28 protein-coding genes are annotated in these 22543 nt (G+C 59.2%); 16 read left to right on the top strand and 12 right to left on the bottom strand.

What is annotated here, in order from left to right; translation table 11 throughout:
* Positions 1-158 precede the first annotated feature (158 nt).
* The 10 genes from NMP98_RS16730 to NMP98_RS16685 all read left to right on the top strand — a co-directional run bounded on the left by NMP98_RS16730 (position 159) and on the right by NMP98_RS16685 (position 10727).
* Positions 159-422: an HNH endonuclease family protein gene (locus NMP98_RS16730; protein WP_254858995.1), complete on the top strand. Its 264-nt coding sequence runs from the start codon at positions 159-161 to the stop codon at positions 420-422.
* The gene (locus NMP98_RS16725; protein ID WP_254858994.1) at positions 419-2350 is read left to right on the top strand and encodes a hypothetical protein; all 1932 of its coding nucleotides are present in this window, start codon (positions 419-421) and stop codon (positions 2348-2350) included. Before NMP98_RS16730 ends, NMP98_RS16725 begins: the two co-directional genes overlap by 4 nt.
* A gap of 582 nt (positions 2351-2932) precedes the next feature.
* Positions 2933-3277, top strand: coding sequence for a hypothetical protein (locus tag NMP98_RS16720; RefSeq protein ID WP_254858993.1), 345 nt, complete (start codon positions 2933-2935; stop codon positions 3275-3277).
* The gene (locus tag NMP98_RS16715) at positions 3277-3678 is read left to right on the top strand and encodes a DUF8023 family protein (RefSeq protein ID WP_254858992.1); all 402 of its coding nucleotides are present in this window, start codon (positions 3277-3279) and stop codon (positions 3676-3678) included. The genes NMP98_RS16720 and NMP98_RS16715 overlap by 1 nt, the downstream gene beginning before the upstream one ends.
* Before the next feature lie 103 nt (positions 3679-3781).
* Positions 3782-5518 carry a twin-arginine translocation signal domain-containing protein gene (locus NMP98_RS16710; protein ID WP_254858991.1) on the top strand — a complete coding sequence of 579 codons (1737 nt, stop codon included), beginning with the start codon at positions 3782-3784 and terminating at the stop codon, positions 5516-5518.
* A gap of 5 nt (positions 5519-5523) precedes the next feature.
* Entirely contained in the window at positions 5524-6081 is a 558-nt protein-coding gene (locus tag NMP98_RS16705) for a DUF8063 family protein (RefSeq protein WP_497007556.1), read from the top strand.
* Complete coding sequence (locus NMP98_RS16700; protein WP_254858989.1) at positions 6078-6902, top strand: DUF8125 domain-containing protein; 825 nt, start codon at positions 6078-6080, stop codon at positions 6900-6902. The genes NMP98_RS16705 and NMP98_RS16700 overlap by 4 nt, the downstream gene beginning before the upstream one ends.
* Positions 6895-7884: a hypothetical protein gene (locus tag NMP98_RS16695; protein WP_254858988.1), complete on the top strand. Its 990-nt coding sequence runs from the start codon at positions 6895-6897 to the stop codon at positions 7882-7884. The genes NMP98_RS16700 and NMP98_RS16695 overlap by 8 nt, the downstream gene beginning before the upstream one ends.
* Positions 7885-7944: 60 nt before the next feature.
* Complete coding sequence (locus NMP98_RS16690) at positions 7945-8727, top strand: hypothetical protein (protein WP_254858987.1); 783 nt, start codon at positions 7945-7947, stop codon at positions 8725-8727.
* Positions 8728-9707: 980 nt separating this feature from the next.
* On the top strand, positions 9708-10727 hold the full coding sequence (locus tag NMP98_RS16685) for a ComEC/Rec2 family competence protein (RefSeq protein ID WP_254858986.1): 1020 nt from the start codon (positions 9708-9710) through the stop codon (positions 10725-10727).
* Positions 10728-10791: 64 nt separating this feature from the next.
* Here the strand turns inward: NMP98_RS16685 and NMP98_RS16680 are convergent, their stop codons facing one another.
* Complete coding sequence (locus NMP98_RS16680; RefSeq protein WP_254858985.1) at positions 10792-11085, bottom strand: winged helix-turn-helix domain-containing protein; 294 nt, start codon at positions 11083-11085, stop codon at positions 10792-10794.
* 15 nt (positions 11086-11100) lie between these two features.
* On the bottom strand, positions 11101-11421 hold the full coding sequence (locus NMP98_RS19680; RefSeq protein ID WP_254858984.1) for a winged helix-turn-helix domain-containing protein: 321 nt from the start codon (positions 11419-11421) through the stop codon (positions 11101-11103).
* Positions 11422-11858: 437 nt separating this feature from the next.
* Between NMP98_RS19680 and NMP98_RS16670 the strand changes: the two genes are divergently transcribed.
* Together NMP98_RS16670 and NMP98_RS16665 are read left to right on the top strand one after the other, a co-directional pair.
* Entirely contained in the window at positions 11859-12017 is a 159-nt protein-coding gene (locus NMP98_RS16670) for a hypothetical protein (RefSeq protein ID WP_254858983.1), read from the top strand.
* Complete coding sequence (locus NMP98_RS16665; protein WP_254858982.1) at positions 12014-13090, top strand: tyrosine-type recombinase/integrase; 1077 nt, start codon at positions 12014-12016, stop codon at positions 13088-13090. Before NMP98_RS16670 ends, NMP98_RS16665 begins: the two co-directional genes overlap by 4 nt.
* Positions 13091-13317: 227 nt before the next feature.
* Here NMP98_RS16665 and NMP98_RS16660 read toward each other — a convergent pair whose 3' ends face one another.
* From NMP98_RS16660 to NMP98_RS16650, 3 genes are all read right to left on the bottom strand, one after another.
* Positions 13318-13791, bottom strand: coding sequence for a hypothetical protein (locus tag NMP98_RS16660; RefSeq protein ID WP_254858981.1), 474 nt, complete (start codon positions 13789-13791; stop codon positions 13318-13320).
* A 107-nt stretch (positions 13792-13898) separates the two neighbouring features.
* A complete protein-coding gene (locus tag NMP98_RS16655; protein WP_254858980.1) occupies positions 13899-14813 on the bottom strand; it encodes an SDR family NAD(P)-dependent oxidoreductase in 915 nt (304 codons plus the stop codon).
* Between the two features lie 51 nt (positions 14814-14864).
* Positions 14865-15173, bottom strand: a complete 309-nt coding sequence (locus tag NMP98_RS16650) for a lycopene cyclase domain-containing protein (RefSeq protein WP_254858979.1) — start codon at positions 15171-15173, stop codon at positions 14865-14867.
* Between the two features lie 80 nt (positions 15174-15253).
* Here NMP98_RS16650 and NMP98_RS16645 point away from each other — a divergent pair, with 80 nt between their 5' ends.
* Positions 15254-16396: a CBS domain-containing protein gene (locus NMP98_RS16645; RefSeq protein ID WP_254858978.1), complete on the top strand. Its 1143-nt coding sequence runs from the start codon at positions 15254-15256 to the stop codon at positions 16394-16396.
* 6 nt (positions 16397-16402) lie between these two features.
* Here the strand turns inward: NMP98_RS16645 and radB are convergent, their stop codons facing one another.
* From radB to NMP98_RS16630, 3 genes are all read right to left on the bottom strand, one after another.
* A complete protein-coding gene (radB, locus tag NMP98_RS16640) occupies positions 16403-17101 on the bottom strand; it encodes a DNA repair and recombination protein RadB (protein ID WP_254858977.1) in 699 nt (232 codons plus the stop codon).
* A gap of 71 nt (positions 17102-17172) precedes the next feature.
* On the bottom strand, positions 17173-17805 hold the full coding sequence (locus tag NMP98_RS16635; protein ID WP_254858976.1) for an RPA family protein: 633 nt from the start codon (positions 17803-17805) through the stop codon (positions 17173-17175).
* Positions 17805-18734 carry a replication factor A gene (locus tag NMP98_RS16630; protein ID WP_254858975.1) on the bottom strand — a complete coding sequence of 310 codons (930 nt, stop codon included), beginning with the start codon at positions 18732-18734 and terminating at the stop codon, positions 17805-17807. Before NMP98_RS16630 ends, NMP98_RS16635 begins: the two co-directional genes overlap by 1 nt.
* A gap of 206 nt (positions 18735-18940) precedes the next feature.
* Here NMP98_RS16630 and NMP98_RS16625 point away from each other — a divergent pair, with 206 nt between their 5' ends.
* Together NMP98_RS16625 and NMP98_RS16620 are read left to right on the top strand one after the other, a co-directional pair.
* Complete coding sequence (locus NMP98_RS16625; RefSeq protein ID WP_178918195.1) at positions 18941-19225, top strand: DUF7091 family protein; 285 nt, start codon at positions 18941-18943, stop codon at positions 19223-19225.
* A gap of 61 nt (positions 19226-19286) precedes the next feature.
* Complete coding sequence (locus NMP98_RS16620) at positions 19287-19712, top strand: universal stress protein (protein WP_254858974.1); 426 nt, start codon at positions 19287-19289, stop codon at positions 19710-19712.
* A 1-nt stretch (position 19713) separates the two neighbouring features.
* Here NMP98_RS16620 and NMP98_RS16615 read toward each other — a convergent pair whose 3' ends face one another.
* From NMP98_RS16615 to NMP98_RS16605, 3 genes are read right to left on the bottom strand one after another with little or no spacing between them, the layout of a single operon-like run.
* Positions 19714-20502 carry an SDR family oxidoreductase gene (locus tag NMP98_RS16615; protein ID WP_254858973.1) on the bottom strand — a complete coding sequence of 263 codons (789 nt, stop codon included), beginning with the start codon at positions 20500-20502 and terminating at the stop codon, positions 19714-19716.
* Positions 20503-20562: 60 nt separating this feature from the next.
* The gene (locus tag NMP98_RS16610; RefSeq protein WP_254858972.1) at positions 20563-21018 is read right to left on the bottom strand and encodes a Tfx family DNA-binding protein; all 456 of its coding nucleotides are present in this window, start codon (positions 21016-21018) and stop codon (positions 20563-20565) included.
* On the bottom strand, positions 21015-21500 hold the full coding sequence (locus NMP98_RS16605; protein WP_254858971.1) for a TRAM domain-containing protein: 486 nt from the start codon (positions 21498-21500) through the stop codon (positions 21015-21017). Before NMP98_RS16605 ends, NMP98_RS16610 begins: the two co-directional genes overlap by 4 nt.
* Positions 21501-21597: 97 nt before the next feature.
* On the opposite strand from NMP98_RS16605, the gene NMP98_RS16600 reads away from it, so the two are divergent.
* A complete protein-coding gene (locus NMP98_RS16600) occupies positions 21598-22257 on the top strand; it encodes a hypothetical protein (protein ID WP_254858970.1) in 660 nt (219 codons plus the stop codon).
* Here the strand turns inward: NMP98_RS16600 and NMP98_RS16595 are convergent.
* Positions 22247-22513 (bottom strand): hypothetical protein, encoded by a 267-nt coding sequence (locus NMP98_RS16595; RefSeq protein WP_254858969.1) that lies wholly within the window; start codon positions 22511-22513, stop codon positions 22247-22249. The genes NMP98_RS16600 and NMP98_RS16595 overlap by 11 nt on opposite strands.
* Between the last annotated feature and the right edge of the window lie 30 nt (positions 22514-22543).

Below are 22543 nucleotides of genomic sequence, written 5' to 3'. Positions count from 1 at the left end.
ACGGGCACCCCCGAGCGGAGCGGCCGGAAGCGACCCCTCGTGGGTCGACCCGGAAGCCGGCGCGCAGGGTCCGACCGCAGGGACGGACCCAACGACGCCGCGCGGGAAGCCACAGCGGCGTTTGAGCGATTCGGAAGCTCGTACCGACGGTGGTCAGCGTGAGTGACGCCCCGTCGCTCCAGTCCACCGGCGAGGGCTACGAGTACGTTCGGTGCCGTGCGAACGGTGCCGACGATACGGTCTACATCCACCGGCTTCTGTACGTTGCGGAACACGGCTTCGATGCTCTCCCTGCTCACTACGAGGTGCATCACCGGCAGTCTGTACCCTGGCTGAACGTTCCCGGTAACCTCGTTGCAGTCGAACCGGAGGCCCATTCGCGGCATCATCTGCACGACGATTCTCTTGCTTCCTCTCCATGAGCGGGGCCGATCAACCACCGGCGGCCTCTCGGCCCTCCAATCAGATTAACTCTGTAGAACCCTCTGCGGCCGATTCTGAGTATGACGAGTACGAACAGAAGGTACACGAACGGGTTCTCGATTTCATCGATGCGTATCCAAACAAGGCCGACCTCCAGATCTCCGAACAACACGGGAGGTCACTCCGTCGGGTCGTGACCGAAGCTGAGTATCAAGACGTGTACGTTGAAACCGAGAAAGAGGTCGAACAGAACTTCCAGGTGTCCGAACTCCAGCGCCGTGAGTCGGTGACCTGGGCCGATGCCGTCTCATCGTTCCTCTTCGCGCACACGGAGTACCGTGGGTTGACTGCTCGGTTCTCAAATCAACACGGAGAGACGTTCGAGATACCGCTGATGGACGCCTGGAGTGAATCGTACTCGAAGAAAGAGTACGCTCGTGCGCGTGCGCTCGAACGGGAGATGGGTGGCGGCGAACGACCGACCGGCGGTTCGTCCGTCGGCCAATGGGAGAACCCGGTGACTGCGATGCTCACTCTAACTGCATCGTCGACGCCGAAAGGTTCTCGCCTACCGCCGGTCGACCACCTCGACGCCATTCACGACGCCTTCTCGAAACACGGTGTTCGGGACGCGCTTCGCAATACAATGGAATATCACCTCGACCTCGACTCCGACGACTGGGCATACTGGAGTCAGGCCGAACCGCACGGCATGGGTGCAGCTTCCGATGCTGACAAGGCCCCCGGTGCGAACGCCTGCTATACTCACCTGCACGTCGGTATCTACTTCGACCGGGATGCCCTCGCGCCCTCGATCTCCCTCGAAGACGTTGGTCGTGAACTAGAACGCGTGATAGACGCGCATATCGAGAAATGTGAACCGGCGGGCTTCTCTGCTCACGATTACACTGCAATAGATTCGTACGTAGAAGAGTCGGATGGGTGTATCTCGCTGAATCCAGAGGTCGAAAACATGGGTTCGTACATGGCCGCCTACATGGGCGGCTACACAGAGGACCTACTGGAGAAGCCGGTCGAATATCTCGCGTGGGGTGCGTTGTACTGGTCCGGATCTCGTCGCCGGGTTTCTCGGTCTCAAATCGTCAATAACGCCATAACCGCTGATGCGTGTGAACAGCGGTTCGAATCATCTCGCGCGGACCAAGACGTTCCGCACGGCGAACACGTCTATTGGAACGACGGCCGTGGTGCGGATGTCGTCTGCGCGTGTTGTGATTCGGCGTGGCGAATTGACCAAGATCGCCTCGACCCACCTGACGACGCCCTCGGCTCGGTGGGTGACGAAACCGAGAGTGGCAACACTCCAGTTTCCCACTTCGATAAACCAATGTCTGAGCGGTGGCCGTCAGCCCGAGCTGGCGGGTCGACTGGTGAGAATCTGAAACGGACCCAGTTACGTGATGAGATTCTGTCGCTCATCGAGGACCGACCGGGTAAGAACTGGTCGGTTCCAAAGGTGATGGGTCGTCTCGGTGTCTCGCCGTCCGACCGTTCGTTCGTCGAGGACGTGCTGGAGAGTCGGGCCACCGAACCGGAGTCCAATGAATTCGAAAAGCCGGAACCGTTGACCGACCAGTGGGAACTCGACGCGGTTATCGACCGCGACGGTGAGGAACACGATCCCGGTGGCGGCGGTGTCGATGTCGTTCCACTACACCTTCCTCTGAAGCGCCTCCAGGAAGAGACTCGGTTGTCGATTCCGCTCCAGAAGGCAGAGGTGTACCGTTGTCGGAAGTGCGGGTTCTCCTCGCACGAAGCTCGAACGATGGCGATGCATTTCTACGAACACGGTCTCGAAGAGCCGGAGGCTGCAGATCGGGTGCTTCACTACCAACATTACCACGACAAGTTCGGGTCGAAGCGACCGGAAACTGAGTATCCATACTCGAATGACTGGCTCTGTTGAAATCCTCAATCGGTGATATGTTCTTGGAGACGTGCTGAATACAGATTGTATGGATATCGATGGATTACTTCCTAAAAGGGCGTTCCCTGTCGAAGTTGGGGCCTTTCTTAATCACATGATTCTCCCTATCCCATTCGACTAAACCCAGCCTCACCAACTCCTTCAAGGATTTTTGATTTAGTTGCAAGCGCAGTCTTGCTACTTCCTCATCGGCAGAGGGTGGTTGGTCGTCATTGAGTTTGACAGATTCTTTTCCGGCCATCAATTTCTGTTCATCCCGCAAAGGTATGATATCCGCTGGTTTTCACGCCAAACCTTCAATTGAGTAACTGAGTGACATCCTAATCCTCTGCTCAATATGCATGTGTAGTGAGCGGACGGTTCATCTCTTTCAGAGTGAAACAAACGCCGTTACAGTGCAGAACTCATCCTCTGTATGTCGCACGCAGATCCTATCAGTTCCTAAGGATTTCAACAGAGCTGAATGACTGCGATACATGATATAGTTACTAGATACTGGTTTTCACTTTCACTCGGGTTAATCGGAGGTTTACCCCCCAGTAAACTAGTATGTCTAGTGCAATGGCGACCGAAGAATCCGACCCCGAGTTCGCTGGCTTCCAGACCGTCGGCTCGGAGTACGACGACGACGAAGACGTAGAGTGGAAAGACGAATGGGAAGAGGACGAAGTTCTCGAAGGAGAACTTCGAGACATCATCGAGAACGCTGGCGCGAACAACAATCGCGTCTACAAGCTGTCGACGGCACCGGGCGAGTACGTGATGGTGTGGCACTGCGCTTCCATCACCAACGACTTCGACAGGCTCGGCGTCGAGATCGGTGACGTGGTGAAACTCCGGTACGACGGTGAGTACGAAACCGACGACGGCCACACTGGCAAAGGCTTCACCGTGGGGGTCCGGTGATGGCGTCGGCATCGAACCGCATGAGCGGGCTGATGAACGACTACGCGCACCTGCGGACGCTCCCGGCCCTGCTGTCCGTGGTGTTCGTGGTCGCTTCCGCCTTCCAGTTCGGCGGCATCTCCGCGCCCACGCTCCAGTGGGGCGTCGGGTACACGCTGACGACAGAACACGCGACCATCGTCTCGCTGGTCGTCTTCGCTACGGCGTTCGCATCAAGTGAGACGAAGGCCTTCGACCGCTACGAGGACTGGGAGAAACTACTGATCGCGGCTGCCCCGATTCTGATAGTCTCCTATCAGTACATCGGGTTCGTTCAAGACCAATTCGCGGCGAATTCCCCGACCCTGCACATCCTCGCCTTTGCCGTCTCGGTGCTGTCGTGGGGTGTTGCCGTCCGATGACCGACCCCATCGACCGGCATCTCTCGACCGACGAGATCGTCATGTTCGCGGCGGGCGCGGCGGCCTCGACCGCCGGGATGTTCTTCGCCGCTGGAGGTGTCCTGTGAGCGAGATCGACCGTCGGACGTTCATCAAAGGCGCGGGGGTAGCCACAGGTGTCGCCGCGACGGGCGCGGGCGCATCGACGCTCGACCTCGAACCCGTTGGTCGCTCGAAAGCTGTCGCTCCCATCTTCGTCGCTGCCGGCGGCGCTGCTGTCGGTTGGGCGCTCTACAGCGCCTACGATGCCATGACCGCCGACAGCGTCCCCGAGGGCATGACCGCTGATGCCGCCCTGCAAAGCATCTACGAAACCCTCCACACCCGCCAATCCACCAACGCCAGTACCTTCGTCGACAACCGCAACATGCTCGACGGCATCAGCAACAACGCCTACACCGATGGCAAAGTCGCTGCCATCGAAGGCCTCAACGCTGAAAAATCTCAGTCGGCCGTCCAAGATCAGATGGTCGCGGCCGTCGACGCCTACCAAGCAACCGTCACGAAGAACCTCGTCAAATCCTGGAACGAGTCCGTCCGCGAGCTCGAAAACGTCGTCTCGACTGTCGAATCCCACAGCGACCTCTCTCAAAACGACATCTTCGATGATGGCTCCGATACCGTCTCGTTCCCGTCGTCGGAAACTGTCGATCTCGTTGATGGCACCACCATCGACGTTGAACAGGTCGAACTAAACGAACAGCGGTCGGCTGGTGACGGAACCCAGTCGTGGGACTGCTTCGGGATTACCAACAGCGACCCCGACAGCTACCCAGACCCCGAACTCGTCATGAACATCAACGGCAACCAGTTCACCTACATGCGAGCGAAGGGCGCATCCGAAAGCGACTGGAAAACCCTCACCGACGAGATTGCCACCACCTTCGACGACGCCCGAAACGGCCTCATCACCTGGCTCGATGGCGTCTACGGCAGCGTCCAAGCCGGCGACATTCAGGTCTCCGATCTCATCACCCCACGCGAACGCGCCGAAATGATGACCGAAGACGGTGACTACCCCCAAGCCGTCGCTGATCTCGTTGCACTCAACGTTCCGGTCGACTTCGAACGGAAGGCGACCGTGAAACTCCACGACCACGATGTCGTCCTGGAAGGGACGCTCGGTGTCACCGACGACTCAACGACCATCGAGACGGGTACGCAGTACTCCCCCTCGGCCGACGGTCTCGGCAGCGTCTACCTGACCTATGATGTCGGCTCGGGCGAAGGGACATGGACAGCCTACGACGATGCCTCCGGCGTCGACGGCGGGACAGTCACCTTCACCAAAGAACCGCTGACTGAGGTGACCTACCAAATCAACACCAACTACGACGAGACAGCCGAAGTGAAAGCCGGCGACTTCAGCGAAGGAACAGATGGCAGCGGCAATACCATTTGGACCGTTGATGTATCCGGCCAGCTGGAGAACGCCATTGCCGAGATCGAGTCGGTCAACTACGTCACCAAGACCGACGAAACACGGTACGAAACGATTCGCATTCGCGGCCCTTTCACCGTCCAGAAGTTCGTCAACGAAGAGACCGGCGAGGAAGCCAACTCTGCGGAATTCACCTCCGCGCAACCACAGAACGATTCGAACTACGTCACCCAAGAAGAGTGGAACCAGCTCGAACAGCAGAATCAAGAGCTGATCGAAGAGTACGAAGATTCCAAAAGCGGCAGCGGGGGCGGTGGTCTACTTCCCAACGCTCCCGATATTCCCGGTTGGGGAATCGTCGTTGCCGTCGGTGGCATCGCCCTCGTACTGCTCGGACAGACCGACGACAACGGGTACTAACAACGATGAATCTTTTCCGCACACTCGCGTTCTTAGCAGCGCTACTCGTCTGCATTGTCCCTCTCGTGGCCGCGCCCGTCGTCGCCCAAAACGGCACGACCACGCCGACGGCCGAGTTCGCTGGCGACCTCGACGACGACTGCGAAGCCCCGGAAGCCATCGACGAGAACACGGTCGTCTGTTCGGCTTCCCTCGACGGTACGGAAGCCGTCGTGGTGCTTCACTCGGACGAACTCCAAGAAATCACGGTCACCGATGCCGGCGCGTTCATGACCGGCGGCGAGATTAATCGTCGAACGTTCACCCTGCGCGAAGGCGAACGGAACACGATTCGGTTCGACGTGACCGTCCACAACGGGTTTGCTGGTGTCTCCATCGACACCGGCGATACGCTGTATGCTGTTCCCATCGAGGAAGAGTCGACGCTGATCGGTGAGCCGTGGACAGCCCAGGACGTACAACTCGCGGCGATCTCCGGCGCGGGCGGTGTCGCCTCCGTCGCGGTGTTCGTCGTTATTCGAACCGTACTCGGTCGAACGGATGAACCGGAGCGGGTAGCATGACTGAGCGCCCCGAACAGTTCCGGCAGCCGACGAAGTTCGAGCTGCTGCTGGATTTCCTCAAGTCTCGACTGCTCACGTTGGTTGGCCTCGCGTTGATTGCTGTCGCCGTCTTGGTCTACTTCGAGGTGTCGCTGGAAGTCCCTCGATGGGCGAAGCTTGCCGGACTGACTTTCCTCGCGCTGACGCCGGTCGGCTTCCTCACCGGGAACTACATCGTCTCCCTGCTCTGGAATCCGAATCATATCTTCCTCGTCGATCTCGATGCCAGCGTAATCGACGGCGCACTCTTCCGCTTCCCGTACTCGGACTTTCGAGAGTTGACGGTAACTGACGAGAACGGCAACGCCGATGCTCCATATGAGATGACGCAACTTGCGTCGCATCTCTACGTCGGGAAACAGGTCGAACTCGAAGAGATGACCGTCGTTGGGACGTGGCGCGGAACGCTCGATGACAGGGAACTCGCTCGTGCGCTCCAAGCGGTTCGGGAGTGTCGCGGCCAGCTCCAGGAGGACGCCCAGCGTGGCTTCGTGCTGGAGACCTCGGCGTTCACTATCGTTCGTTCCGCTGCTCGGGCAACCGCCCTCGACGTGATCGAGATGGTCGAATCCGGTCGACTTCCCGACCAAGGTGAGGCGTTGACCGAAGCCGTCGATTCCGCGTTGGAACAGTTCGATTTCTCGGAGGAACTCGAAAACGTCTCCATCGAGGACGAACCGTCGCCGGAAGAGGCGAGCGAACAGCCCGGTGAGGTGCCGGAGGACCATCCGTTGAATCGGTACGACGAGAACGGTCACCAGGAGGTGCCGACCGATGGGTAACGAACACGATAATCTCTACAACGCGGCGAAGCTGCGCGAACAGGTACACGGTCAGATGGAAGCGGGCGAAGACCTCTATCCGCACGCTGGCGTGCTGTCGGACCCGGAAATTCGGTCGTCGCTGTCGTTCATGGAATCGCTGTTCGATGGGGATCTCTCCGACCGTGACCTCGATGCCAGTTCGTTCTACGAAACGGAACTCGGGCGAAGCCTTCGCTCGACGTTCTTCACCGACGCGGCCTCCGATGCCGTCCACACCGATAACGCCTCGGTCGTTTCTCGACTCACCGGCATCACCGACAAGGACCTCGACGCTTCCTCGCTGCGGCTACCGATGCGTATCAACTCGTGGCTGGAGAACAACGACGCTCCGGCGTTCATCGTTGGTGCTGGAAACCCGAACACCGGAAAGACGAACACAATGAGCGAACTCGTCGAGATTCGGGACCTCGCCCTTGATGACGATCTCCTCGTTCTCTCAAACATCCGGTCGTGGGACCGGACGGATCACGTCGTCACATCCTGTCACGACCTCGCGGTGCAGCTGCTCGAACACCGGGACCAACCGAAGTTCATCGTCGTCGACGAAGCCTCGACGCACATGGACGCCCGCGTGTATCGACGGGAGGTAGCGACCCAATGGACCCCACTCGCCAAGCGATTCGCTAAAATCGGCGTCGACGCTGCGGGCGTCATTTGTCACACCGGGAAGGACCTCCATCCGGAAGCGAAGCGGCTGGCGACTCTCGCGTACTACAAGCTGGAGAAAGACGTCGTGGAGTTCTTCGAGCGGTGGGCGGCTGATGCGGACTACCCAAGCGACGAACTACTTACGGCCGAGAATCTGGAAGCGACTTCACACCAGTACGACCCGGACGATGCTGCACCGTGGGCGTGGGACCTCCGTGCCGACCTGTTCGCCGAAGATCTTAATTGGTCGGAGTTGCTTGAACTTCTTCGTAATCGTGGTCCAAGCCAATAATTGGGATGTGGGATTTATTATCGCTGGATTCTCAACTCCCGATGAAATTCCCCGATTACAATGGCTCCCTCAGATACTGAATTAATTGATAGAACACTTTTTCAACTCTTTCTTGAAGAATGGATTTATCCTTTCCTCTATAGCCCGGTAGAGGAATTGTCTGACTTCCTGAATTCGAACTCTACTATATTCACACTAATTGGTGTGTTTGGAGCTACTAGCATTTATGCTAGGCAAGCCGCATCTGACGTAATAAACTCAGATTTGGCTCAGAACATAGTTGTGGTTATGGGCTTTAGTTTGGTGATTATTCTTTCAATTGTAATTCTAGTAGATCTGCTCAGACGGATAAATCACAACGGCACATGGTATTCATTTCCCAACGTAGGATTGGTGGCATTCGGTGCGTTTTATGTCCCATTGATTGGAGTTCTAACGGCAGTTGTGGTGCAATTTCCGACAATATGGATGCCGTATATAATAATGATAGCCTATCTCAGTGGAATCATGCTCCCTGCTTTAGTCTGGCAACCAATCATTCGCGTATCAGATTATTTCGATGATCAGTTTGGTACTGGAAAACTCATACAAGGCGTAAGTGTGGTCATTGGCCTAATATTCTGGATTTGGGTTTCCGGGTTTCTCATTTCTGAGGTAAATACTGAATCTTCAGCTCAATTCTTCACTATACAGTATGCCAAAGAGCTGTTTTTGGTTCTGTTTTTAGGCTTCACTATCCTACTGGGAGTATTTTTCTTGATACTGCTGATCGTCTCCTTCGTTCTATATTTGATGAAGCGTCTAGTTTTAGCTGTCAAAGACCGCCAGATAATATTGGACTGATTCAAGAGGGAACATTCCGCACTCACTTTCGTATACTATTACCCCTTTCCGACCACCGAACAACCAATCCACCCTGCGTTGGTGACGACCGAACCCCCTCCTTGAGGGGGGGTGGAAATATTCTAAATACAATCTGTTTTCGTTGGTTCATTATATCAGGGATAAACTATACAAATCAAATATGTCCTTAGGACGGACTCTGACCACGCTTGACTTATATGATCTTTTGGCAAATCTAATTCCAGGGATAGCACTCATACTCTTTTTTGCGATATTATTTCCCGTTTCCTGGCTCGGCGTTCCTCACTCCATATCCTCCACAGCTGCAATTGCCGGAATATTGGTTTTCGGCTTCATTGCGGGCCATATAATACAATGGTTCGGTAGTCGGCTTGACCGCTTCTCACAACAGTATTATCATGGTGGTGATGACCTCTTTTCTCGGACGGTGAAGTCTATTCGTAATGAAGACGATGAACTACCAATAGGCCAGCGAACCGAGATCGAGGACAATTTTGTAGAAAATGTAAAATCCAAATTTGGTCTCTCTAATGAATTCCCAGAGTCTCCAAAACTTCTCCTATTAGTTCTTAGTTATCTCGAGACACAGGAGGCCTCTCGCGCTCTTCGATTTCAGACTATTCACACCTTCCATCGAAGTATGTGGAGTATGTCGGTGATTTTGCTATTCGCTACTGTTCTTTCGACTATTTTGACGGTTTGTGGACCACTTACTACCTCTTGGAAGGTTCTAATAGCGGTATTCGTAATATCCATCCTCGCCACATATGTGTTTAAAAAACGGAAGCAGAAATTTGAGAGGGTATTCCTTAGATACGTGTTCCTTGATTTTTACCAAAATTGTAATAAATAATTTCACAAGCCGGGTTTTCCGCTTTACTTTTACTCCGGTCTGATACTGTTTATATAGAATCAGTTGAACCAGTAAGTATGCTCAATTCCTCCTTTGAGGTGATGATATGAGTGCTCAAAACTGGCTTCAACTACACTTCCTGAACGTTGACCACGGGGATTGTACGATAATCCGACATCCTAACGACCATCGTGATGGAAAAGAAGGTAGAATTTCGTTTGTTGATATCAACGATTGGAAACATCGAAAACCAGACAAGTACGACGAACTAGTTGCAGGACTCAATAATTATTTAGAGTACAGTTCCAGCAAAAGCAAGGATTTCGTCTCGCCTGAAGATTATGCAGAGAAATATCTAGATGACCCCATTGAATACTATAACTCTGAATTTGGGGGTATACAAAGCGAAATATGGCGGTTTATCTCCACACATCCGGATATGGATCATCTATCTGGATTAGCACGGCTGGATGATGAAATTGGGTTCGACGTTCTCTGGGATACAAACCACAAAAAGGAACAAGATCTCGATGAGGAGTGGCCAGAGGAATATTCAAAAGAAGACTGGATGCGTTACACAGACATTAGAGAGGGAGATACAAATCATTCGAGTATAAGCCCTACCCCAGGCTCTCAGAAGAACTACTGGGACCAGGATAATATCCAGATTCTTCACCCTTCACCTAGTTTTGTATCCGAATTAAACGACCAGTATGAGGGTGAAGAAACGCAAAAATATAATGATATTAGTTACGTTCTCAAAATTACTCATAATAACCAGGCTATTCTACTACCTGGCGATGCGGAACAAGATGCTTGGGAAGAAATTATTGATGAGCATGGAAAGGGTGTCTTAGAGGATGTTACTATTCTGAAGGCCTCACATCATGGTCGTGAAAATGGCTTCCATCAAGAAGCGGTTGAAGCGATGGATCCAGACCATATTATTCTAAGCGTAGGGAAAAAACCCTCAACAGATGCTCATGAAAAATACCGAGAGGTTTGTAGCTCAGACACTGAGATTTGGTCAACCAGACAATATGGTACCATAAATATTACTTGTATGAGGGGAAGTGTTAGTGTATCTCCTACTGTCCCTGACGGAATATTCAGCGTTCCAAATTAATCAGAACGCTCTGAAATCAAGTAACAATACTCACTTCTGTCGTTTGCCTAAGGTAGAGACAGCTTTATTCCAGAACTGTCGGATGTCGCGGCCTTGGATACAGGTCAATATCTGCTTCCCCTTCCAGATACAACTCCCCCAACGTCGTCAATTCCACATACCAACCTTCCTCCTGCTGTAACGCCACTAAGCCAGCATCGGCCAACACCCGACAACGATCTCGAATCTGTGCCTTCGTCGCGTCGATGCCCGGAACCATTTCCATGTATCCCGGTGTCGACCATGATTCGTCGTCCAGATGTTCGATGATTCTATCGTCGAGCGTCTGTTGCCAGCGGGCGGTTAGTCGAACAGGCATGGAGGGCGGATTGGGTTACACGTCGCTTGCGGTGTCGGCTCCGTTCTCGGATTCGTCGTCGACGGCATCTCGGTTCATGTAGACGCCTCGGTCGGCGTCGTATTCTTCATCGAGGTAGGCTTCCCCCTGCTCGGTAATCACGTACGCACCGTTCCCGATGTGTCGAACAAGGTCGTGTTCGGCCAATTTCTTCAGACGACGCGAAATCTGGGCGCGAGAAACTCGGACCATTCCGCTATCCTTGATCTGTTTCGGTGTTCCATCCCCCTCGTTCTCGCGTAGCCACTCTAAGATTCGGTCGTCCCAAACGCTTTGCCACGAGCCGGAACGGCGCATTTGATTACGTACTCGCCCCTAACAACCTAATATACGTGTTAATCACGTATATGCCCGTCGTGGTACTTTCAATCCGCTCGTTACATTTATGTAACGAGAAGGCATGGGCGTACTCGGGGCCACCGAGCCCTGACTGGCGGCGCTGCTGGTCGTCAGGAAGGTCGGGCCGTGCTGGTACACGGCCCGTAGAAGGTGGCTCCGGGGTAACTACGAATGTCGGAACCTACCTACGCGGGCGAAGCCCGCACGGACGGAGAGGAACCACGCGTACAAGTAACCGACGACACTCGCTCTGGGCCTGAGCCGCGACCGCACCGAGTACAGCTGTTCTACTTCTGTCTGAGTTGTGGTCGTGATGTCTTTGAGTGGCGAGAATCACCGGGCCACCCTATCGACTGTCCCGACTGTCGAAACCCGATTCATCAGGAGGGGCACCGATGATTTCGCTCCCCCATCACGAACACGAGTGTCCCGACTGCGGGAATTCGACGGTTCACCACGTTCACGACCACGAACAGAAGGGCGATGAAGTCAAATTCTGGTGTCGGCACTGCGAGAAAGACGTGACCGGGACAGTCGGTGAGTTCGTCGTATGAGTGCCGACCGTCGTGGACCGCCGGAGGACTTGACCGTCCGGGATGCGGTCCAGAAGTACCTCGGTCGGCTTCGGCGTGATCGGGCCGACGCCACCGTCGACGCCTACCGCCTCGACCTCCGTCAGTTCGTACTGTGGTGTGAGGACGAAGGCATCGAGCAGGTGTCGGACCTCACCGGCTACGATTTCGAACTCTACGAAACCGACCGCTCCGAAGAGATCGCGTCGACGAGTCTGGAGAACCAGATGGGACTGGTCAAACGGTTCATCGAGTTCTGCGAGGACATCGGGGTCGTTGCCGACGGCCTCCACGAGTCGGTCCACGTTCCTCGAGCTCCTGTTTCCGAACAGTCCCGCGACGACAAACTCGCCACCGAGGACGCGAAGACCCTACTGAAGCACTTCCGCAAACGGTCGAACGGCCTCTACGGAACGAAGTGGCACGCGGTTCTCGAAGTGGCGTGGCACGTCGGCGCTCGAATCGGCGGCCTCCGTGCCCTCGACCTTGACGACTACGATAGCGATTTCCGCGTACTGGAGTTCCGTCACCGGCCGAACACCGGCACTCCGTTGAAGAACAAGCTCGGCGGCGAACGCGACGTGGGAATCCTCCCGGAGGTCTCGGAGGTGTTGGACACCTACATCGAGGAACACCGGCACGACCGCCACGACGAGAGCGGCCGTGCCCCGCTGTTCACCACGCGATCGGAGTACGGTCGGGCCTCCAAGAACGCTATACGGAGTTGGATATATCAAGCAACGCAACCCTGCTGGCATACCGACCCCTGCCCGCACGACCGGAAGCGGGCCGAGTGCGAATTGACTGTTCAAAGCAAGGCAAGTCAATGCCCTTCCTCGCGGTCACCCCACGCGGTGCGAACGGGTTCGGTAACGTTCCACCAGGACCGCGGTTTCGATCCGGAAGATACAGCGAAGCGAGTGAACGCTTCGCTTCGAACGATTCGCCGCCACTACGACAAGGCCTCTCGCCGCGACGAGATGGAGAATCGGCGTCGGCCGCAGTTGGATAAACTTCGCCTCGACCTCGACGGAGGTGACGATGATTCGAGCTAATCTGAGCGGCGGATTTCCGTCCCAGAAGTATGCTGCCCGAACCCACTCGCTTTCTACACCGCCGCTACGTCAGTTCCAGCCGTGCGTGTCGACCATTACTGAGATGAGACAAAGTAAACGAATACGGCGTCGAGGAGCGCCTCCTCGATGGCTTGTTTTCGGAGTTATTTCGACTGTGCGGTCGCTACGAACCGAGTAACGAAAAGCGAAAATGTTCGAGCGACTATCTACAGCAGGTCGGCCGGGAGTTCACCGCCGCCAGGGAACTCGGGGAGTTCCGGCGGTTCCGGCGCGGGGGTGTCACCGCCACCCGGCGTCTCGAATTCACAGGTCTCCTGGGGGTTCTGTGCGGACTGCTGGCTGAGTTCACAGTCGATTCCGGCTTCCGCACCTTGGCCGGCGACATCGCCGCCACCCGAGGCCGAAACTTCGACGCTCGGCTCTTCGGCATCGACAGCAGCGGAACCGCTACCGGAGGCGTTGCCCTGGCCGCTTTCGACGCCGACTTCGCCGCCGCCCTCGCCGCCGCTGCCGTCGGCGTCGAGAATCAGGTCACCGGTAATGTCACCGCCACTGGGACCGTCGGGAACTTGGTCGCCGATTCCACCGAGTTGTGCCGCCGCGGGGGCGACGAACATGGTCGCGACACAGAACGCCGCCAGCAGGGCGACGCCAGCGCGTGTCGTGGTACGTCGAGTCATACTACACGCCAACCGAGAACTGATAAATAAAAGGAATTTACTCGGGAGATTACCGGTTTTTTATCAATTTAATAAAACCGCGTGTAGAACCGGTGTATTGACCTCCTTTATACATCTGACAGCGGTTCGTCGATGCCGAGTATGTCGGCACTTCGCCGCCAGAGTTCCCGCTGGGCCTCGACATCCATCGCCTTCGGGGCCGGACGCCGTTGCTTACATCGGGCGAAGTACTTGCCGGTGACTCCCGACACGTCCTCGGAGGCCGCGAGATAGACGATAGTGGCGGCGCCGTCCTCAACGGAGTCGGTCATGGGAAACTCGCCGACGAGTTGGCCGATTTGTGGTGCCGGCGACGGGAGTGCCCGGGAGAACTCGCTGCCGGGGACGATGCCGGGGTGCAGCGAGTTCGAGGTGACGTCCCGACCGGCGACGACGAGTCGTCGGGCCAGTTCGTTCGAGAACTGGATGTTCGCCAGTTTCGACCGGCAGTACGCCGCCCACGGCGAGAGCGTCGTCAAATCGAGGAGGTCGTCGAGGTTCATCGTCGCGACCCGGTGGCCGATAGACGCCGTCGTGACGACGCGGCCGCCGGAGGCCATCGCCGGGAGGAGGTCGTTGGTCAACTGGTACGGCGCGAGGTGGTTGATGTGAAACGTCTTGCCGACACCGAGGTCCGTCTCCTCGTTGTCCTCGAAGAGGCCGCCGGCGTTGTTACACAGTACGTCCAACTCCTCGACGGACGACCTGACCTCGTCGGCGAGGGCGGACACGTCATCGGTACTGAGGAAATCCGCGGCGATGAACTCGGCGTCGGAGCCGACCGCCTCGAGTTCGGCGACGGTTTCGGCGCCCGCCTCCTCGTTGCGGCCGTGGACCAACACGTCCGCTCCGAGTCGCCCGAGCGACAGCGCCGCCTCCCGGCCGAGCCCGTTCGTCGAACCGGTCACGAGGACCGTCTTCCCGGACATGTCGACCGACTCAACGCCCGCTTTCACTTCCGGCTTCTTGTCGGACCCAATCATCGGGCTACGCTTCACGTCCCGCGTTGAAGTTTGCTACGACTGACACATTTCTCACTCGTCGGTTCGCTCCTCCAGCAGTTCCGTCGTCCCGACGACCATCGATGGCACGACGAACATGAAGATGTGCTCTTCGAGCGGGATGCCGGCGATGTCGATACCGGTCCGAAGCGGGATGTCAAAAACCCCGACTTCGAGCGTGTAGCGGTCCCACGCGTACGCAAACGGATACAATAGCAAGCAGACGCGAAGCGCCTTCCGAACCGAGTTGGTCCGCCGCAGGAGGACGAACGCGACGGCCCCCCAGACGAGTTCGGTGAGAAGGTAGGTGAAACGGCCGAACACCGTGATGTCGGGTCGCATACCCGACACAGGGGAGCCAAATATAAAATTTGGATGGGGGTACTTTGAATAACCAGCGCGGAGAAGTCGCTTCGAGAGAGATGAATATCGCAGATATCGCCACCCCGGAGTACATCCAGGTGGACGACGACGAGCGGCTCGGGAAGGTTCGGTCTATCTTCGAACGCGAGAACCCGAAAGGGGTTATTGTGACCAACGACGAAACCTACGCGGGCGTCATCACGGAGCGACAACTCGTCCAGTCGCACATCGAAGACGACGCGAAGGTGAGCGTGATGATGCGGAACGCACCGAAAGTCGGGCGCACAGACGACGTCCGAGACGTCGCCCGCATGCTCGTCGAGGGAGGCACGAAAGTCGCCCCGGTGTTCGAAGGCGAAGACCTGTGGGGAATCATCAGCGAGGACGCCATTCTCGAAGCCGTCCTCGACAACCTCGACGTGCTCACCGTCGAACAGATATACACCGAAGAAGTCGTCACGCTCACCGAAGACGACCACGTCGGCAAAGCAATCAACCACCTTCGCGAGCACGGCGTCTCCAGACTGCCGGTCGTCAACGAGAGCGGCAACCTCACGGGGATGGTGACGACCCATGACATCGCTGATTTCGCGGTGCGAACCATGGAGCGCCAACAGAAGGGCGACCGCTCCGGCGAGACCGACCGGATGCTCGACCTGCCCGTGTACGACCTGATGAACAGCCCCGTCGAGACGGTGACGCTTGATGCGACCGTCAGCGACGCCGTCGAACAGATGTTCGACAACGACTACGCCGGCCTCGTGGTCACCCCCGACGACGACGACCGCATGGTCGCCGGGATTCTCACCAAAACCGACATCCTCCGGGCACTCACCTACACCGAAGAGGAGGCCATGGACGTCCAGGTCACGAACGTCGAACTCCTCGATACGCTCACCCGGGAGAACATCCGGACCTCGATTACCGAGGTGGCCGACAAGTACCAGGACATGCAGGTCCACCACGCCCACGTCCGCTTCCACGAACACAAGGAGCGACTCCGCGGGACGCCGCTCATCCAGTGTCAGATTCGGCTCCGGACGAACCGCGGCCAGGTCGCCGGCTCCGGGGAAGGGTACGGCGCCGAAACCGCCTTCCACGTCGCCATCGACAAACTCGAACGGAACGTCCTCGAACTGAAGGGGACTCGCGCCGACGAGGAGTACGAAGGCCAGTTGCTCCGGAAACTCGGCGAGCTGTAATCGGCCTCAGGCGCCTTCTTCGACCGCATCGAGACCGTCTTCGGTGATTCGAAATCGGGCCGTCTCGCCGGCCGCTTTCGACCGGTGTTTTTCCAGCGTCATCCGTCGATTCCCCGCCCGGAACCGCTCGATGCGCGCGACGACGCCACACCAGTGGGTGAGCGTGTGCCCCCCGAGCGGGCGCGCACGCGAGGAGTCCGAGTCGGGGTCGGAGTACACCTGATTCGTGAGGACGACCGCGAGGTCGTGTCGACGAGCCAGCGACAGCAGGTGTGTCACCTGCTTTGCGACCCGACGGAGCGCGTTGCCCTCCTCGTCGTCGATGCGTTCGAGCCGATAGAACCCGGTCGCGCTGTCGAGTACCACGAGGTCGACGCGTTCGGCGAGGTCGGCGGCGTCACGGACCGCCTCCTCCTGCTGTTCGAAGTCCAGTGCGTCCGTGATGATGACGCGGGAGGCGAGGTCGTCGATGTCGCCGTCGGCTCTCGCGCGGGCGAGTTGCTCGAAACGGTCGACGGAGAGCCCTTCAGTGTCGATGTACAGCGCGGTCCCTCCGGTGGCGGCCACTTCGATGGCCGCCGACAGCGCGAGGTTGGTCTTCCCCGCCGCCGGCGGACCATACAGCTGGGTGGCCGTTCCGCGCTCGAATCCCCCACCGAGTAACTCGTCGACCGTCTCACACCCCGTCGGAATCGGCTCGCTCACGGCTATCGCTTCGGCGCGTTCGGTTAAAAACCTCCGCAGTCCACACCGGGACCGGGAGAGCGGTTACGGCGTCAGGCTTCGGCCGCGACCTCGGCGTCTGCTTCGAGGTCTTCCAATGCCTTGACGACCTGGTCGCGGTACACCGCGAGGTCGGGGTCGTACTGGGTTTCGGCCATCGCGGCGTACTCGTCGGATACGGCGGCTTCGCCGCCTTCTGGCGGCGTCTCCGATGCCGCCCCATCGAACGCCTCGATTCGGTCGAGGGTTCGCTCGGCGGTCTCGGCGACCCAGCGGTTCCGCGTCGCCGCGTCGACAATCGTAATCGACTCCGGTCGCAGCGAGACGTTCACATCGCCCTCCTCGGTCTCGTAGGTGCGGGGCTTGCCGACGACCGACACGTAGGCGGGCGTTTCGGTTTCCCGCAGTGCGGAGGCGGCCTCCGGTTGGTACTGGCCCGCGTAGGCGAAGAACGTCCCGGTCGGGTCGACGATGCGGCCGCGCCAGTACTCCGAATCCTCGCCGACGTCTTCGGTTTCGGTCAGCGTCCCGACGACGAAGACGCGGTTGGCCCGCTCGCCGGTCGGCAAAAGCGAGTAGACGGGCGCGCGGTCGTCGTCGGATTCTTTGAACGTGTACGTTGCGTCGTTGAACTCGGCCGCGAAGGCGCGTCGGGCGACCTCGCGGGTGGGTACGGATGCACTCATTACAGGGACCTCGCTTTGATTAGCACGCTCTCGGCATCGACCGGCCCATCGAGCAGTTCGATGTCGTTGGCCAGGACGTACCGACCCAGCGTCGGGCCGGCGACGCGGTAGTACCGCCCGAGGACGGTTTCGCGCATCTCCTCGACGACGACTTCGGTGTCGAGGGCGTCCATCGCCATCTCCTGGGCCTCATCGAGGGTGATTCCAGTCAACTCCTCGGTCGATTCCTGGTTGAAGATGACCTCGTGGATGGTCTCGCCGTCGTCGAGAACGCCCTTGATTCGGAGGTCGAACTCACCTTCGACCTCGCCGTGTTCCGAACAGCGGCCGTTCTGGAGGACGCGCGTACAGTCCTCCTCGGGACAGCGCTTGATGAGTCCGGAGCCCGATTGGATGTCGACCAAGGCGCCCTCGACTTCCGTCGAGTCGTCGCCGACCTCGATGTCCTCGTCGATTTCTTCGATGGTCGTCGTGGAGTTGAGCTTCACCGAGAACCGACCCTCGTACTCGTCGGTGACGAGGTTGCCGAGCCGGTAGACCGCTCCCTCCTCGAGTTCGGGGAGGTCGCTTTTGGCCCACTTGGTGAACTTGACGGTGCCGGTCTCGTCGCCGAGTAAGCCGACCTGAGCGATGGAATCCGCCCGAGGGTCCCACAACTCGACGACCTTAGCGGTCAAATCGAGCCACTCCTCGGGAGCGTCGATATCGGCGACCTCGGCGGCCTCGCTGCCGCCGGAGGCGATGTCCTCTCGCCCCATGTCGGCCTCGTCGAGATACGTCGAGACCACGCTGCGGCGGGCCTCCTCGACGGGGACGCGGTACTCGGAGACGAGCGTCTCCAGTCTGTCTTCTATTTCGTCGACGCTCACGTCGAGCGCCTCGGAGAACTGTTCGTGTATCTCGACCGCGTGCTGTCGCAGGTCTGTCATGGGTGTTCCGTCTCCGCGTGTTTTCAATGGGAGACGTACGCCGGTTGGTTCCCGATAGTATAAAAACCGTCGGTAGCAGAGTGAAAGTGTTCTCAGCCGCTTTTCGGCGTGTTTTCGAGCATTTGAACGGGTTCGCTCGAGGGAGGCAGACAGCCACGCACGCTCCGGGCGACGCCTCTTTGTGAGTCCGACCGCTACGTGGCCGTGTGAGCAACCGTCGTCGCCTCAAGCGGCTCTTGCAGACGAAACTGCACTCGGCTGGCAAGCAGTACGAGGAGGCCAAACGCGCCTACACGGACGCAAAAGCGGCCGCGCTCGCTGACCTGCCGACCGACGAGGAGGGGCGTGCAAAACTCGTCTGCCGGCGATACGCCGAGAAGCGCGCCGTCTCGCTGGACGACGAGGGGCGGCCCGCCTGCTATGAGGCCGACCACCGGGACTGTCAGGGCTGTCTGGAGGACATTCGCGAGGACCGAATCGAGACCTGGTGAGCGATGCCGCAACCGTCGCCGCCGACCGAGACTTATTTTATCAGCGTGACGACCGACCGATATGACCTACCTCGCCGCGTTCGACGGCACCGACCGCTCCGAGACGGCACTGCGCCGAGCGGCCGAGTTCGCCGGTTCGACTGACGAACGACTCGTCGTCGTGAGCGTCCTCCCGAACGACGAGGACCTCGCCGCCGAATACGGCCTCGTCGAGGGAGACACCTACGACCCCGGCGATGCGGCTCGGCGACTCCGAAAACGGGTCGAGAGCATCACCACGGACGCCGAATTCCGCACCGAGAGCGTCGACGCCTACGCCGGGAAGGGCCGCATCGCGACCGAAATCCGCGAGGCCGCCCGCGAACTCGACGCCGACGTCGTCTTCGTCGGCAGCGACAACGCCGGCCGGGTCGTCCAACCGGTGACCAGCGTCGGCGGGGCAGTCGCCAGCGGAACCGACTACGACGTGTTCATCGTCCGGTCCTGAGTCAGACGCTTCTGGTCGACCCGCCGTCGACCGGCACCGCTGCGCCGTTTACGTACGACGAGCGGTCACTGGAGAGCCACGCCACCGTCTCGCCGAGTTCACGCGGTTCGCCGACCCGTTCGAGCGGAATCCCCTCTGACCACTCCTCGAGGCCCGCCTCGTAGTCCGCGAAGTCGCCGCGGTCGACGCCCTGTTCGACTAACTCCTCGATTCGACCCGTCTCGTGGGCACCCGGCAGCACCGCGTTCGCCCGCACGTCGGGGGCGAACTCATACGAGAGCGTCTTCATCAGCCCGATGACCGCCCGGCGGACCGAGTTCGACAACACGAGGTCGTCGATGACCTCCCGAACCGACCGGGAGGTGATGTTGACGATGGTGCCGCCGCCATCCTCTGCGATGGTCGGATGCGCCGCTCGAACCGTCCGAACGACGCTCATCACGAGGAGGTCGTGGGCCCGTTGCCAGTCCTCGTCGCTGGTTTCGAGGAACGGCCCCGACGGCGGCCCGCCGGCGCTCGTGACGACGTGGTCCAGTCGGCCGAACTCGCCGATGGCGCTTCCGACGAACCCCTCGATTTCGCTCTCGTCGGTGATGTCGGCCTGGACGGCGAGTACGTCGCCGCCGTCGATGGCTTCGAGGTGGGCCTCCGCACGCGAAAGTCGGTCCTCGTCGCGGCCACACACCGCCACGTCACAGCCCTCGCGGGCGAGTGCCTCCGCACTCGCGAGTCCGAGTCCTGCCGTTCCGGCCGTCACCACTGCTGCGTTGCCGTCGATTCCCAAATCCATACCGAAGCGGTCGGCCGCCGCCGACTTATAACTCCGTCGTCGCTTGCGGTTTTTCCCGACTCACTCCCGAACGCGGACGGTGCCGTCGCTGGTCACGCTGACGGTGATGTCGCGTCGGACCTCCCGGCCGTGGACGGCGTCGCCGGCGGCGTCGCCGACCAGTTTCATCAACTCCGGCGCCGTGCGGGTGACTTTCACGCCCGCCTCGTCGCAGGCCGAGTACACCCGATTCGGCACGTCGTAGAGGTCGGTGCCGGCCTCGACGGTCAACTGGACGGGCGCCGTCAGCGCCTCGGCGAAGGCGACCGTCTCGCGGGCTTTCTCGATGTTCTCGCGGGCGCTCGATTCGACGCTGGAGACGTTCGCCCGCGAGGTGCCGAGGGCCTCAGCGATGTCGGCCTGCGGAATGTCCCGCTCTCGGAGCGCCAACACCTCCGCCTGACGGCGCGTCAGAACGCCCGTTTCCTCGTCGAACCCCGCAGTTTCCAGCAGTTCGTCGACGTCGGGAAGCGTCACTTGCCCCAGAAGTTCTCGCGGCTGCCCAGCCGCTCGCGGTCGAGTGCCTTCTTGCGGCCGCTCTTCTCTTCAGTTTCGGTCTCGTCGCCGTCGCCCTCCGATTCAGTGTCGTCGCTCGCTTCGTCGCCTTCATCTTCGTCTTCGTCCTCCATCGGAAGCCGTTCGATTTCGTCGGCGCGAGCGTGGTTCGACCGCACTTCGGTTATCTTCACTTTCGCTCGGGCCTCCGGCAACACGCCGTCGACCATGACGATAAAGCCGTCCTCGGTTCGGCCGACGCCCGCACCCGACTCGTGAATGTCCTCAACGTCGACGACGACCTCCTCACCCATCTTGACTGGCTGTTGCTTCAAGTCTCGAATCGGCTGATTGTAGTGAGAACACCACTCGGCGCCGCCGCGGTCGCCGTAGTGTTGACACCCCATTCCCTCGATTCGCTCCGAGAAACTGGGGCAGTCGTCCGCGAGTGGGCAGTCCGGCATACAGAAGCGTAGTTCGGGCGTCGATTAAACGCTTGTGGGTCGGTGAGGCCCTCGCCGAACGCCAGCGCTTTGCCGAGGGAACGCCTACGAAGTGTCGATGAGTCGCCCGGTTCCCGAAGCCGCCCCACTCGTCGGCGTCGTCCTCTCGTCGGCGTTCGCCCTGTTCGGCTTTCTCGTCTCGACGAACCACCTCGCGACGGTACTCGGAAGCGTCGTCCTCCTGTACCCGTTCGTCGCCTTCGGCATCGTCCGCTCGGAGACACCCGAAGACGTGTTTCTGCCGGACCCCGTCCTCGCCGCTGGCCTCTTCGGCGGCGCCCTCGTGTCCCTGTACGGCCTCGTTTCGGGACAACTCGCCTTCGGTGCGTTCGTCGCTTCGGTCGTCGCCGTCCCTCCGGCGCTGTATCACGCCCGATTCGGCGACTCCGTCAACCCCCTCTCACCCGACGCGACGCTCGCCGTCGGCCTCCTCGGCGCCGCCGTTCTGCTTCTCTACGGCGCGACCGACAGCCTGCTCGTGGGGGCGCTGTCAGCCGTTTTCGTCGGCTTCGGTGCGGTCGACTACCGCAGACACCGCGGCGGCCCGCTCCAGCGTCGAACTAGAAGCATTGCCGTCGCGTGCTGTCTCGGCGGCGGACTGGCGGCCTTTGGCATCCTGACCGCCACCGGCCGTCCGACCGAGGGGCTTGCCGCGGGGAGCGTGTTGGTCGCCGTCGGCGCCTTTCTCGCGTTGGGCGCGGACCGCGCTACTCGATGAACCGACTCACGAGTTTTCTGTCGACCACGTCGACGAGAATCACGACGATACCGGCGATGCCGACCTGCGCCGTCGGCGCGAGGTTCGTGAACACGCCGAGGAGGATTAGTTGCGCGAACAACAGCACGCCGCCGATTTCCAGTCGGTCGACGACCGCCTTCAGGTTGAGGTCGTCTTCGAGGTCGACGCGGGCCGGCACGCGGTTGTCGTCGCCGATGCCGAGCAGACCGAGCAGCGGCGGACCGTCGCTTCCCATGGAGGCCGTACTTCCAGGCGAATGAAATGT

Origin of the sequence: Natronomonas gomsonensis (assembly GCF_024300825.1) — an archaeon.
Taxonomy (GTDB): Archaea; Halobacteriota; Halobacteria; order Halobacteriales; family Haloarculaceae; genus Natronomonas; species Natronomonas gomsonensis.
The sequence above is the reverse complement of the archived record's forward strand: the minus strand, read 5'-3'. Positions and strand labels throughout refer to the sequence as shown.

Excerpts from the sequence above, each read along its gene's own strand:
- NMP98_RS16605 (WP_254858971.1), bottom strand. The coding sequence starts at position 21,500 with ATGCCGGACTGCCCACTCGCGGACGACTGCCCCAGTTTCTCGGAGCGA.
- NMP98_RS16620 (WP_254858974.1), top strand. The coding sequence starts at position 19,287 with ATGACCTACCTCGCCGCGTTCGACGGCACCGACCGCTCCGAGACGGCA.
- NMP98_RS16670 (WP_254858983.1), top strand. The coding sequence starts at position 11,859 with ATGATTTCGCTCCCCCATCACGAACACGAGTGTCCCGACTGCGGGAAT.
- NMP98_RS16645 (WP_254858978.1), top strand. The coding sequence starts at position 15,254 with ATGAATATCGCAGATATCGCCACCCCGGAGTACATCCAGGTGGACGAC.
- NMP98_RS16635 (WP_254858976.1), bottom strand. The coding sequence starts at position 17,805 with ATGAGTGCATCCGTACCCACCCGCGAGGTCGCCCGACGCGCCTTCGCG.
- NMP98_RS16665 (WP_254858982.1), top strand. The coding sequence starts at position 12,014 with ATGAGTGCCGACCGTCGTGGACCGCCGGAGGACTTGACCGTCCGGGAT.
- NMP98_RS16650 (WP_254858979.1), bottom strand. The coding sequence starts at position 15,173 with ATGCGACCCGACATCACGGTGTTCGGCCGTTTCACCTACCTTCTCACC.
- NMP98_RS16655 (WP_254858980.1), bottom strand. The coding sequence starts at position 14,813 with ATGATTGGGTCCGACAAGAAGCCGGAAGTGAAAGCGGGCGTTGAGTCG.
- NMP98_RS16630 (WP_254858975.1), bottom strand. The coding sequence starts at position 18,734 with ATGACAGACCTGCGACAGCACGCGGTCGAGATACACGAACAGTTCTCC.
- NMP98_RS16685 (WP_254858986.1), top strand. The coding sequence starts at position 9,708 with ATGAGTGCTCAAAACTGGCTTCAACTACACTTCCTGAACGTTGACCAC.
- NMP98_RS16615 (WP_254858973.1), bottom strand. The coding sequence starts at position 20,502 with ATGGATTTGGGAATCGACGGCAACGCAGCAGTGGTGACGGCCGGAACG.
- NMP98_RS16700 (WP_254858989.1), top strand. The coding sequence starts at position 6,078 with ATGACTGAGCGCCCCGAACAGTTCCGGCAGCCGACGAAGTTCGAGCTG.
- NMP98_RS16695 (WP_254858988.1), top strand. The coding sequence starts at position 6,895 with ATGGGTAACGAACACGATAATCTCTACAACGCGGCGAAGCTGCGCGAA.
- NMP98_RS16705 (WP_497007556.1), top strand. The coding sequence starts at position 5,524 with ATGAATCTTTTCCGCACACTCGCGTTCTTAGCAGCGCTACTCGTCTGC.
- NMP98_RS16690 (WP_254858987.1), top strand. The coding sequence starts at position 7,945 with ATGGCTCCCTCAGATACTGAATTAATTGATAGAACACTTTTTCAACTC.
- NMP98_RS16600 (WP_254858970.1), top strand. The coding sequence starts at position 21,598 with ATGAGTCGCCCGGTTCCCGAAGCCGCCCCACTCGTCGGCGTCGTCCTC.
- NMP98_RS16720 (WP_254858993.1), top strand. The coding sequence starts at position 2,933 with ATGGCGACCGAAGAATCCGACCCCGAGTTCGCTGGCTTCCAGACCGTC.
- NMP98_RS16595 (WP_254858969.1), bottom strand. The coding sequence starts at position 22,513 with ATGGGAAGCGACGGTCCGCCGCTGCTCGGTCTGCTCGGCATCGGCGAC.
- NMP98_RS16725 (WP_254858994.1), top strand. The coding sequence starts at position 419 with ATGAGCGGGGCCGATCAACCACCGGCGGCCTCTCGGCCCTCCAATCAG.
- NMP98_RS16660 (WP_254858981.1), bottom strand. The coding sequence starts at position 13,791 with ATGACTCGACGTACCACGACACGCGCTGGCGTCGCCCTGCTGGCGGCG.
- NMP98_RS16680 (WP_254858985.1), bottom strand. The coding sequence starts at position 11,085 with ATGCCTGTTCGACTAACCGCCCGCTGGCAACAGACGCTCGACGATAGA.
- NMP98_RS16715 (WP_254858992.1), top strand. The coding sequence starts at position 3,277 with ATGGCGTCGGCATCGAACCGCATGAGCGGGCTGATGAACGACTACGCG.
- NMP98_RS19680 (WP_254858984.1), bottom strand. The coding sequence starts at position 11,421 with ATGCGCCGTTCCGGCTCGTGGCAAAGCGTTTGGGACGACCGAATCTTA.